The sequence below is a fragment of the Streptomyces parvulus genome (assembly GCF_014648855.1).
Taxonomy (GTDB): Bacteria; Actinomycetota; Actinomycetes; order Streptomycetales; family Streptomycetaceae; genus Streptomyces; species Streptomyces parvulus.
Genome location: NZ_BMRX01000023.1, coordinates 22742 through 33180, shown reverse-complemented (window position 1 = coordinate 33180; position 10439 = coordinate 22742). Strand labels below are relative to the sequence as shown.

Here is a 10439-nt window from a genome sequence, read left to right as displayed (position 1 = left end):
ACAGAGAAGGTGGGAAGGATGTCGGTTGCAACCCTGGCCCGGACGCGCCGGGCGCAAGCACTCGGAAGGAAGTGGGGGGATTGCCTGGCGGACGACGACTTCGTCGCACTTCCGGGCACCGAACTCGCCGGCTGGTTCCCCCCGGCGGACCTGGAACGCCTCGCCGCCACCTGGGAGCACCTGCCGCGCGACGAGGCGGTCAGCGGCGGCGTGGTCCGCGAGCGGCGCTACGGCCGTCTGACGGCCACGCGCGAGGCCACCGGGGAGTGGCGGTTCGCCGCCCTGCCGCACAGAGCCTTCCAGCAGACGGCGGAGCACATCCCGCTGCACGGCGGTCGGGCCAGGATGTTCAGCCCGATTCCGCCCGAGACCCTGACCGACCCGGTACTCACCGCACTGATCGCCCTCGACCTGGACATCATTTCCGCGGTCGTCCCGCGGACGTCCCGCTTCGAGGTGGGGCTGCACCAGATGCGGGTGCTGGCCACGCCCGGCGCACCGGGCAGCCCCACCCCCGAGGGCAGGCACCGTGACGGCCACGACTTCATCGGCATGCATCTGATGGGCCGGGTGCACTGCGCCGGCGGCGAGTCGGTGGTCCATCGCGAGGGCCGGCCGCCGACGCGGATGACGCTCACCGAGCGGCTCGACTCGCTGGTCGTGTCCGACACCCGGATCACCCACGAGGTCACGCCCACCGTCGCCGACGGCGCCACCGGCGTACGGGACATGCTGCTGGTCGACATCAATGAGCGCTGACCCCACCCGGGCGGACGCGACCCGGACGCTGCGCGGCCTCGTCGACATCCCCTCGCCGTCCGGCGAGGAGGCCGCCGCGGGTGCCTTCCTGGCCGCGCGGATGGAGGCGCTCGGCTACGACGTGCGCACCGACGCCGTCGGAAACGTGATCGGGGAGACCGGCGACCCCGACGGACCGGTGATCATGATGGTCGGCCATCTGGACACCGTGCCCGGAACCCTCCCGGTCCACGAGTCGGGCGGCCTGTTGTTCGGGCGGGGCACCGTGGACGCCAAGGGCCCGCTCGCCACCATGGTGCACGCCGCGGCACGGGCGGCCGAGACCGCCGGCGCCCGGCTGATCGTCGTCGGCGCCGTGGACGAGGAGGCCCGCTCGCGCGGAGCACACCATCTCGCCGCCACCCTGGACCCACCGGACGCCCTGCTCATCGGCGAGCCCAGCGGAGCGGGCGCCGTCGTCGTCGGCTACCGGGGGGTCCTGCGCTTCCACTACGAGGTGCGCCGACCGCCCGCCCACACCAGCAGCCCCGCCGAACGCGCGGTGGAGCTGGCCGGCGGCCTGTGGCAGGCGGTACGCACGCTGCTGCCCGCCGCCCCGGAGGGCGCCCCGCTCTTCGAACACGCCTCCCCGGCGCTCATCGCCCTGAACGGCGGCCTGACGCACGCCCGCGCGGAGATCTCCTGCCGCGTCCCGCGCGCCTTCGACGCCGCCCGCTTCCTGGACCAGGTGCGCCGCCACGGGGCGGACGGCGAGATCACCGTCGCCGAACAGGTGCCGGCCGTCAGGACCGGGCGCGGCACGCCCCTGGTCCGCGCCTTCGCCGGCGCGGTGCGCCGCCGTACCGGCGCCGTCTCGGTCAAGGTCAAGCTCGGCACCTCCGACATGAACATCCTGGCGCCCCACTGGTCCGTGCCCGCCCTCGCCTACGGCCCCGGCGACTCCAGGCTCGACCACACCGACGAGGAGCACATCAGTCTGGCGGAGTACCTGCTCGCCATCGACGTCCTGGCCGAGGCACTGCCGGACATCGCGCGCTCCCTGGCCCGGCCGGCCCGAGCGGCCGGCCCCCACCCCGAAGAGAGGCGACCGTGAGCGTCGACGACCTCCCGCTGGCCGTGCTGGCCTCCCGGATAAGACTCGAGGAGAAACTGCTCCTCGCCGAACTCGACCGCCGCCGGATCCCGTACCAGCTCCTGGACACCAGGACGACGGTCTTCGGCCCCGGCCACGACTTCCGCTTCCGCGGCGCACTCACCCGCGAGATCGGGCACACCCGCAACCTCTACGCCACCCGGCTGCTGGAGCACGCCGGCGTGCGAGTGGTCAACGACTCCTCCATCCTGGAGACCTGCGGGGACAAGCTCTTCACCACGCTCGCGCTGGAAGCGGCAGGGCTCCCCGTGCCCCGCTGGATGACGACCCTCACCCCGCAAGGAGCGCTCCCCGCGCTGGCCGGCTTCGGCTACCCCGCCGTCGTCAAGCCCGTTGTCGGCTCCTGGGGCCGGCTGGCCGCCCGCCTCGACGGCCACGACGCCGCCGAAGCGGTCCTCGAACACCGTGACGCGCTGCCCGGCCCGGTCAACCGCATCACCTACGTCCAGCAGTACATCGACAAGCCGGGCCGCGAGATCAAGGCGTACGTGATGGGCGGCGAGACCGTCGGAGCGATCTACAAGAGCTCCGACGAATGGCGCACCAACACCAAGCGCGGCGGCGTCCCTTCGGTGTGCACACCGGACCACGACCTGCTGAAGCTGCTCTCCGCCACGGCCGAGGCGATCGGCGACGGAGTCCTCGGCATCGACGTCCTGGAGGACCGCTCGGGCGGCTACTACGTCAACGAGGTCAACCACACCCCGGAGTTCCACGGTGCGCTGGAAGTCCTCCGGGTGGACCTGGTCGGCCGCTACGTCGACCACGTCCTGAGCAGGGTGGGGTGATCCGGTGCGCGAGAACGCCATCGAGTGCCGGGGCGGCCTCGTGCCGCTGCCGCCCGGCCACCAGGACTGGCTGCCCCTGGTGTTCGGCGACGCCGACCAGGCGCGCACCGCCGACGGGGCCGAGGTCCTGGTGCACTACGCCGACGCGGTGGACCCCGAATGGGTCCACTGCCCGCCGGGAGTGAACCGGGCCCGCGTCCCGCTGACCCGGCCCCAGAACCCCACCGCGATCCGTCTGCCCGACCGTCCGGGCGTGTGGATCCACATCGAGGAGGCTGCCGCATGAGCGGTAACGGGCTGGCGATGTTCGGCGGACCCCGCGCCGTCCCGAAGGACCGGGTCACCAAGGACCGGGTCGGCTGGCCGGTGATCACCGACGCCGAACGCCAGGCCGTCGTCGGAGTCCTGGACAGCGGTCAGTTCACCTCCAACAACCCGGGCGCCGGGCAGGTACAGCTCCTCGAACGCGAGTGGGCCGCGCTGGTGGGCACCGCGCACTGCGCCGCCGTGTCCAACGGCACCACCGCACTGGAACTCGCGCTCACCGCGGCGGGGGTGGAGCCGGGAACAGAGATCCTGGTCCCCGCCCTGTCGTTCATCGCGAGCGCGGTGGCCCCGGTGCACCGGCTCGTCGTCCCCGTCTTCGTGGACATCGACCCGGTCACCTACACCATGGACCCGCGCGCCGCCGCCGCCGCGATCACCCCGCGCACCTCCGCGATCCTCGCCGTCCATCTGCACGGCCTGCCCTGCGACATGGCGGAACTGCGCGAACTCGCCGACCGGCACGGCCTGCTGCTGATCGAGGACGCCGCCCAGGCGCACGCCGCCGAGTACCGCGGGAGGCGGACCGGCGCGCTCGGAGACGTCGCCGCCTTCAGCCTCAACGTCGTCAAGAACCTGCCGACCTGCGGCGAGGGCGGCCTGGTCACCACGGACGACCCCGACCTGTACGCGCGACTGCTGCGCCACCGCCAGTTCGGCGAGGACCTCGAAGGACGCGGCAAGCGCGACTACATCTCCCACGAACTCGCGGGCAACGCCAAACTCAGCGCCGTCCAGGCCGCCTTCACCCGCTGCCAGCTCGGCCGCCTGGAGGAGTACCACCAGGCACGCGACCGCAACGTCAGGGCCCTGCTCGACCGGCTCGGGGCACTGCCCGGCCTCCGGGTCCCGTACTGCCCGGACGACCGCACGCACGCCTGGCACATCCTCCGCTTCCGCTTCTGTGCCGAGGGCATGGGCATCGAGGGTGCCACCCCGGGCGCGGTCCGCGCCGCCGTCGAACGGGTGATGCGCGCCGAGGGCGTACCCCTCCAGCAGTACCAGCCGGTCCCGCTGCCCCAGCAGAAGGCCCTCGTGAGCCGCGAGGGCTTCGGCGGCTACCCGTGGAGGCTGCGGCCCGGCGACTACGGGCCGGGCGAGGAGCACCCGAACACCCTGGCCGTCATCGAGGACTCCCTGACCCTCCAGCGCTGGCATCTCAACCCGGCCGCCGGCCCGGTGCTCCAGGACTGCGCCGCGGCGTTCGAGAAGGTCTGGGCGCACCTCGACCAGGTGGCGGCGCTCGCCCGCGCGATGAGCCCGGCCCCGTCGGAGGCCGTGCGATGACCGGCACCGACATCGGCGTGCTCGCCGAACGGGCCCACCGCGTGCGAGAGCGGGTGCTGGAGATGGGAGCCGGCGAGAACGGCGCCCACCTCGGCGGCAGCCTCTCCGCCGCCGACCTGCTGACCGTGCTCTACGGTGCGGTGCTGCGCGTACGGCCCGACCGCCCCGACTGGCCCGACCGCGACTGGTTCGTGCTCAGCAAGGGGCACGCGAGCGCCGCACTGTACGCCGTGCTCGCGGAGCACGGGTTCATCCCGTCCGAGGAGTGCGCCGACTACGCCAAGCCGGGAAGCCGGCTCGCGGGACATCCGCTGCGCCGCGTCGAAGGCGTGGAGTTCCCCACCGGCTCCCTGGGTCACGGCCTCTCGCTGGCCGCGGGCGCCGCGCTCGCCGCCCGTCGGCTCGGCCGCCCCTCTCGGGCGTTCGCGCTGCTCGGTGACGGAGAGCTGCAGGAGGGCTCGGTCTGGGAGGCCGCGATGGGCGCGGCCCACCACGGCCTGGACAACCTGGTCGCCGTTGTCGACCGCAACGGATGGCAGATCAGCGGTACCACGGAGGAGTGCCTGTCGCTGGAACCGCTCGCCGACCGCTGGCGCGCCTTCGGCTGGGCCGTGCGTGAGGTGGACGGACACGACCTGAGCGCGCTGCTCGCGACCTTCACCGCCCTGCCGGACACCGGGGGACGGCCGACGGTCGTGCTGGCCCGCACGGTCAAGGGCCGCGGCGTGCCCATGCTCGAGGACCGCAAGAAGAGCCACTACGTCCAGTTGACGCCGAAGCTCCACGTGCGCGCGTTGGCGGGACTCCGCAACCGCAGGGAGCGAGACCAGTGACCGAGCTGACGATTGCGCAGGAGGCGACCGCCGACGAAGAGCTCGCGTGGGAGGAGCGCTACGCGGGCCCCAGCCGGGACATCTGCCGGCGCGCCCTGCTCGACCTCGCCCGCACGGACCCGCGGATCATGTGCGTGGACTCCGACGTCGGCGGACTGGAGAACCTCTTCGCGGACCTGCCGGAGCAGTACGTCAACGTGGGCATCGCCGAAGCCAACCTGATGGGCATGGCCGCGGGCATGGCGGCGGCCGGTCTCGTGCCGTTCGTGCACACGCTGAGCGGCTTCGCCGCGACCCGGGCCTGCGAGCAGGTCAAGGTCGACGTGGCGGGCAACAACCTGCCCGTACGCATCGTCGTCTCCCACGGCGGACTGTCGGCCGGCCACTACGGGCCCACCCACCACGCGGCGGACGACCTCGGGATCATGCGGCTGATGCCCAACCTCACCGTGCTGGTGCCGGCCGACGCCGTGGAGGCGGAGCAGGCGCTGCTCGCGTCCGCCGGCCATCCCGGCCCGGTCTTCCTCCGGCTGGGCCGCAGCCGGACGCCCCTGGTGCACCGGCAGCCCTGCGACTTCAGGATCGGCCGGGCCCTGACCCTCGCGGACGGCGACGACGTCACCCTGGTCGCCACCGGCCCGTACCCGGTGCTGATGGCGCTGCGCGCCGCCGAGGCGCTGGCCGCCGAGGGAATATCCGCCCGTGTGCTCAACATGCACACGATCAAACCGCTGGACGAGGAGGCGGTGCTGCGGGCGGCGGCCGAGACTCGGGGCATCGTCACGGTCGAGGACCACCTCGTGGTCGGCGGACTGGGCGGTGCGGTCTGCGAGGTCGTGGCGGCCCGCGGCGGCTGCCCCGTGCGCAGGATCGGCGTGCCCGACCGTTTCACCGACCGGGTCGGCGGCGAACTCGACCTGCTGGAGCACGCGGGCGTCACACCGGAGCGGATCGCCGACGAGGCCCGCCTGCTGGCCGGAACCGCGAGCTGATGGACTCAGCCGCCGGTCCGCCACAGGGCGAGCACGCCTGCGTCCACGCTCCGCGGCATCGCGAACGCGGGCACGGCCTCGCAGGGGCGGGGGTCCGCCGGCACACCACCGGGACGGGCCAGCCCGTCGGCGCCGCGGAACAGGGCCGGAGCGCCCACCAGCCGTGCGGCACGCACCGCCAGCGCAGCCACGGCGGCCCGCGGGTCGGGACCGGCCACGCAGGGCAGTGCCACCGTGCCGTGCGGCCCGCAGAACCACACGCGCAGGGGCCCGTCCCACAGCGGGACCGGCTCGCCGCCCCACGGATAGGGCAGCCCCCGGTCCGGCGCGGCCAGGTCCCTCTCCATGCGGACCTCGGACAACGGCTTGTCGGGGCCGGGGAAATGGGCCGTCGTGCGGTAACCCAACCGGCAGTAGAAGACCGGGTTGCCGCGCTCGACCACCGCGTCCAGGACCACGCGCGCCGCACCGCCGGCGCGGGCCCCGTCCTCCAGCGCCCGCATCAGCAGCCCCCCGACCGAGCGGCCGCGGGCCCGGGGAACGACCGCGAGTCGCCGCACCGCCCACGTGCCGTCCGTACCCGGGAGGGCGCGCACGCAGCCGACCGCCTCGCCGTGCCGGTCGAAACCCGTCCAGATCCGCGCCCCGCGCTCCAGGTCGGCCAGCACGTCACCGCCCGTCTCCGCCCAGCCGTCGGCGCGGGGCAGGCCCGGACACCGGCCGCTCGCGGAGAAGGCGGCCCGGGTCAGTGCCGCGGTCCGCTCCGCGAGGGCGGGGCCATGCCCACGCGCCTCCACCGTCCGTATCGCGTCCCGGGTTCCAAGGAGGTTCCTGTGCTCCATCACGTCAGTCCCACTCTCGTCCGGTCAGCGGCCGCGGCGGCCCACCCGGTCGCGATCGAGGACTTCCTCGACAGCGTCGGCGTCGAGCCGCACAGCCGCACGGGTCGTGGTGCGTTCAACATCTGGGGCAATGCCTTTCCGGCCGAGGAGCTGCCCTGCGGCACGCTCATCGAGCACGACCGGGTGCCCTTCCGGTTTCCGCCGGCCGACGGTGAACGGCCGGACCACCTGCGGTGCCGCGGGCAGCGGATCCCGCTGCCCGCCGCCCGAGCCGACTGGATCCACGTCCTCGGCGCCGCCGAGCGCCGCACCGAGGACAGCGTGCTCCTCGAGTACGCCGACGGCGGGGTCCGCCGCCAGTGGCTGCGGTTGTCGGACTTCTGGCCCCAGACCGGCCCGCGGTTCGGCGAGCGCCTCGCCTTCCGGACCAGCGCGATGCTCTACCCGCGACACGAGCAGCGCACGATGAGCCCGTCGGTCTGGCACCAGCGGGTACCGGTCGCGGTCCCCGACGGCCTGAGTGCGCTCGTCCTTCCCCACAACCCCGCGATGCACCTGTTCGCACTGACCCTGGTGGAGGAGCAGGCATGAGAGTCGAGCTGCGGAACATCCGGCCCTGGCGCCACGACCTCGGCCACTGCCTGCACGCCACGATGGGGGTGCTCCTCGCCGGCCACGGCGCCGATCCCCTCCACGTGCTCGGCGCCGCCTGGGGCTTCGGATACCGCTCGGGCGACCTGCGGCGCGAGGAGTACTACGTTCCCTTCGGCGCCCGGTCCCTCCTCGGGGCCATGGCTCCGCACCATCCGGTGTCCTCACGCTGGCACCGCCCACCGGACCCCGACGCCGCCTGGACGCAGGTGCGCGACGCGGTTCGGGACGGCCGCGCGGTCGCCGCCGCAGTCGACAACTACCATCTGCCCTTCCGTCCGGCCTACCGGGACGTGCACACCAACCACCTGCTGACCGTGTACGGCTTCGACGACGAACGGGACGAGGTGCTCCTCGCCGACCCCGTGCCGCCGCGCTTCCAAGGCGCCATCACCGGCGCCGAGTTCGCCGCGGCACGCGCGTCGGACAACCCCGAGGACCACGACCGGGACCTGTTCTTCACCCGCAACCCCATCGACGGCCGATGGCTGGAGCTCTCCGTCGGCCCGGACCTGCCGCCCTGGGACCTCGACCACGTACGCACGGTGATCACCGCCAACCTGGCCGCGCTGGAGGCCGACCGCACCCTGCCGGACGGATACGCCGACGACGGTGCGGGGCTGTTCGGCGGGCGGCGGGGCCTGGCACGTTTCCTCGACGCGGCGGCGGCGCGGATGCGCGCGGGCGACGACCCCGAGGTCGTGGACGAGACCTTCGTCGTGGCGGGCACGGTTCTTGCCGAGACCGGCGTGCACGCGGACTGGCTGGCCACCGCGGGCCACACCTTCGCCCGGCCCGCCCTGCGGGAGGCCTCCCGCCTCGTGGAGCGGGTCGCCCACCACTGGAGCGCGGTGCGGATCATCGTCGCCAACGCCCGCACCGACACCGCGGCCGCGGCCGGAGACCTGGAGCACCGGGCGGTGGCGCTGCTGACCGACCAGGACCGGGCCATGGATCTCCTCGCGCGGGCCGGCTAGGGCCCTGACGCGGCCCTGCCGTCCACCGGCGCTACTTCTGCGGGGCCAGGCTGCGCAGGACGCAGAACTCGTTGCCCTCGGGGTCGGCCATGACCACCCAGTTGTGGCCGGTGCCCTGCCCCACGTCGGCCCGGGTGGCGCCGAGGGCCAGCAGCCGGGTCACCTCGGCGTCGGTGCCGCCGTCGATCGGACTGACGTCGAGGTGCAGCCGGTTCTTCCCGGACCTGCCCTCGGGCACCTGGATGAACACCACGGTGGGCGGCATCTGACGGGCCCGCACCTCCTCCACGGTCGGCACCCAGGAGCCGATCTCGACCTTGTGCTCGCCGCGGTCGATCACCTTGAAGTCCAGCACCTCGCACCAGAAGGCGGCGAGCCGCTCCGGATCGCGGCAGTCCACCGTCAGTTCCGTGAACCTGCTTGTCATGTCGCTCCAGGGTCGTGCGGACGGGGCCTCAGAGTATTGGCCGCCGCCGCCACGCCCACAAGTGAGGGATCTACCTGACTACTGGCGGGCCTGCCGCCCGGACGAAGCTGAGGCACACAGGTGTCCGACCAGGAGGAGAGAGCCTCATGCCCACAGCGGAGACGACCGTGGAAGCCTGTCCGGAGTGCGAGGGCCGGGTAGGCGTGGAGAGCGAGGTCCGGGCCGGCGAGATCGTCGAGTGCCCGGAGTGCGCGGCCGAACTCGAGGTCGTGGGAGTGTCACCGTTGATGCTGGCGCTGGCTCCCGAGGCCGACGAGGACTGGGGAGAGTAGCCGTGATCGATGTCGCGGTGGTCGGGGCCTCGGGCTACATCGGCGGTGAACTGCTGCGGTTGCTGCTCGATCACCGCGAGGTACGGGTGGGCGCCGCGGTGTCCACCCGGCTCGCGGGCAGCCGGGTGGACCGGGTCCACCCGAACCTGCGCGGCCGGACCGACCTCACCTTCACCGCCCTCGACGCGCTCGGCGACCACGACGTCGTGTTCGTCGCGGTCGGTCAGACCGCCGGTCTGGACCTCGTCCCCCGGCTGCGCGAGCGGGCCAAGTGCCTCATCGACCTCGGCGCCGACTTCCGCCTCCGGGACCCGGGACTCTACGAGCGCTACTACGGGACCGCGCACACCGCGCCCGAGCTGCTCGGCTCGTTCGTCCCCGGCGTGCCCGAGACGCACCGGGCCGAACTCGCGGTGGCCGACGCCGTCAGCATGCCGGGCTGCATGGCCGTCGCCTCGATCCTGGCCCTGCGCCCGCTCGCCGAGGCGGGCGTCGTCGCCGGAGCCGTGACCGTGGACGGCAGGATCGGCTCGAGCGGTTCGGGCGTGCGCGCCGAGCAGATGAACCTGCACGCCGAACGCAGCGGAACCATGCGCCTGTTCGCCCCCACCAACCACCGGCACGAGGCCGAGATCGCGCAGGCCACCGGAGTTCGGGCGCGGATGAGCGCGACCGGCGTGGAGGCGGTGCGCGGTGCCCAGGTCGTCTGCCGGGTGCCCGTCCGCGAACCGCTGGGTGACAAGGACGTCCGGCGGCTGTACCGGCAGCACTACCAGGACGAGCCGTTCGTACGGATCATCGCCCAGCGCCGCGGCCTCTACCGGCTGCCGGAGCCCAAGATCCTCTCCGGCACCAACTACTGCGACGTCGGCTTCGCCACCGACCCCGGCACCTCCACCGTGGTGGCGGTCGCGGCCCTCGACAACCTCGTCAAGGGCGGCGCGGGCGGAGCGGTCCAGTGCATGAACGTGCGCATGGGATGGCCCGAGCACCTGGGCCTCGAGTTCCCCGGCCTGCACCCCGTGTAGTGCGGTGACCGCGCCGCGGGCAGCGGCTCCCGCGGCGCGGTCACCC

The 10439-nt window shown here is 73.4% G+C and carries 13 protein-coding genes; 11 read left to right on the top strand and 2 right to left on the bottom strand.

The features are described 5' to 3' along the window. The first annotated feature begins 18 nt into the window (after nt 1-18). Genes IE108_RS32750 through IE108_RS32720 form a run of 7 tightly spaced genes read left to right on the top strand, consistent with a single transcriptional unit; the run spans nt 19 to nt 6136 of the window. Complete coding sequence (locus tag IE108_RS32750) at nt 19-759, top strand: 2OG-Fe dioxygenase family protein (protein ID WP_064732144.1); 741 nt, start codon at nt 19-21, stop codon at nt 757-759. Continuing rightward, nucleotides 749-1852, top strand: coding sequence for a M20/M25/M40 family metallo-hydrolase (locus IE108_RS32745; protein WP_064732143.1), 1104 nt, complete (start codon nt 749-751; stop codon nt 1850-1852). Before IE108_RS32750 ends, IE108_RS32745 begins: the two co-directional genes overlap by 11 nt. Further along, entirely contained in the window at nt 1849-2700 is an 852-nt protein-coding gene (locus IE108_RS32740) for a RimK family alpha-L-glutamate ligase (RefSeq protein ID WP_064732142.1), read from the top strand. Before IE108_RS32745 ends, IE108_RS32740 begins: the two co-directional genes overlap by 4 nt. Before the next feature lie 4 nt (nt 2701-2704). Continuing rightward, a complete protein-coding gene (locus tag IE108_RS32735; RefSeq protein WP_064732141.1) occupies nt 2705-2986 on the top strand; it encodes a hypothetical protein in 282 nt (93 codons plus the stop codon). Further along, nucleotides 2983-4311, top strand: a complete 1329-nt coding sequence (locus IE108_RS32730) for a DegT/DnrJ/EryC1/StrS family aminotransferase (protein ID WP_229852625.1) — start codon at nt 2983-2985, stop codon at nt 4309-4311. Before IE108_RS32735 ends, IE108_RS32730 begins: the two co-directional genes overlap by 4 nt. Then, nucleotides 4308-5144 (top strand): transketolase, encoded by an 837-nt coding sequence (locus IE108_RS32725; protein ID WP_064732139.1) that lies wholly within the window; start codon nt 4308-4310, stop codon nt 5142-5144. Before IE108_RS32730 ends, IE108_RS32725 begins: the two co-directional genes overlap by 4 nt. Further along, nucleotides 5141-6136, top strand: coding sequence for a transketolase family protein (locus IE108_RS32720; protein WP_226487540.1), 996 nt, complete (start codon nt 5141-5143; stop codon nt 6134-6136). The genes IE108_RS32725 and IE108_RS32720 overlap by 4 nt, the downstream gene beginning before the upstream one ends. 5 nt (nt 6137-6141) lie before the next feature. Here IE108_RS32720 and IE108_RS32715 read toward each other — a convergent pair whose 3' ends face one another. Then, nucleotides 6142-6978, bottom strand: a complete 837-nt coding sequence (locus IE108_RS32715) for a GNAT family N-acetyltransferase (RefSeq protein ID WP_079163882.1) — start codon at nt 6976-6978, stop codon at nt 6142-6144. Between IE108_RS32715 and IE108_RS32710 the strand changes: the two genes are divergently transcribed. Together IE108_RS32710 and IE108_RS32705 are read left to right on the top strand one after the other, a co-directional pair. Next, the gene (locus tag IE108_RS32710; RefSeq protein ID WP_064732137.1) at nt 6970-7569 is read left to right on the top strand and encodes a beta-sandwich domain-containing protein; all 600 of its coding nucleotides are present in this window, start codon (nt 6970-6972) and stop codon (nt 7567-7569) included. The genes IE108_RS32715 and IE108_RS32710 overlap by 9 nt on opposite strands. Further along, on the top strand, nt 7566-8606 hold the full coding sequence (locus tag IE108_RS32705) for a BtrH N-terminal domain-containing protein (protein WP_064732136.1): 1041 nt from the start codon (nt 7566-7568) through the stop codon (nt 8604-8606). Before IE108_RS32710 ends, IE108_RS32705 begins: the two co-directional genes overlap by 4 nt. 31 nt (nt 8607-8637) lie before the next feature. Here the strand turns inward: IE108_RS32705 and IE108_RS32700 are convergent, their stop codons facing one another. Continuing rightward, on the bottom strand, nt 8638-9033 hold the full coding sequence (locus IE108_RS32700) for a VOC family protein (RefSeq protein WP_064732135.1): 396 nt from the start codon (nt 9031-9033) through the stop codon (nt 8638-8640). 146 nt (nt 9034-9179) lie between these two features. Between IE108_RS32700 and IE108_RS32695 the strand changes: the two genes are divergently transcribed. After that, nucleotides 9180-9365 (top strand): hypothetical protein, encoded by a 186-nt coding sequence (locus tag IE108_RS32695; protein ID WP_064732134.1) that lies wholly within the window; start codon nt 9180-9182, stop codon nt 9363-9365. Between the two features lie 2 nt (nt 9366-9367). Then, entirely contained in the window at nt 9368-10393 is a 1026-nt protein-coding gene (gene argC, locus IE108_RS32690; protein ID WP_064732133.1) for an N-acetyl-gamma-glutamyl-phosphate reductase, read from the top strand. Nucleotides 10394-10439 lie beyond the last annotated feature (46 nt).

What these genes read in the sequence shown, in the direction of transcription:
- IE108_RS32705 (WP_064732136.1), top strand. Translation starts at nt 7,566, where the DNA reads ATGAGAGTCGAGCTGCGGAACATCCGGCCCTGGCGCCACGACCTCGGC.
- IE108_RS32730 (WP_229852625.1), top strand. Translation starts at nt 2,983, where the DNA reads ATGAGCGGTAACGGGCTGGCGATGTTCGGCGGACCCCGCGCCGTCCCG.
- IE108_RS32700 (WP_064732135.1), bottom strand. Translation starts at nt 9,033, where the DNA reads ATGACAAGCAGGTTCACGGAACTGACGGTGGACTGCCGCGATCCGGAG.
- IE108_RS32695 (WP_064732134.1), top strand. Translation starts at nt 9,180, where the DNA reads ATGCCCACAGCGGAGACGACCGTGGAAGCCTGTCCGGAGTGCGAGGGC.
- IE108_RS32745 (WP_064732143.1), top strand. Translation starts at nt 749, where the DNA reads ATGAGCGCTGACCCCACCCGGGCGGACGCGACCCGGACGCTGCGCGGC.
- IE108_RS32750 (WP_064732144.1), top strand. Translation starts at nt 19, where the DNA reads ATGTCGGTTGCAACCCTGGCCCGGACGCGCCGGGCGCAAGCACTCGGA.
- IE108_RS32715 (WP_079163882.1), bottom strand. Translation starts at nt 6,978, where the DNA reads ATGGAGCACAGGAACCTCCTTGGAACCCGGGACGCGATACGGACGGTG.
- IE108_RS32725 (WP_064732139.1), top strand. Translation starts at nt 4,308, where the DNA reads ATGACCGGCACCGACATCGGCGTGCTCGCCGAACGGGCCCACCGCGTG.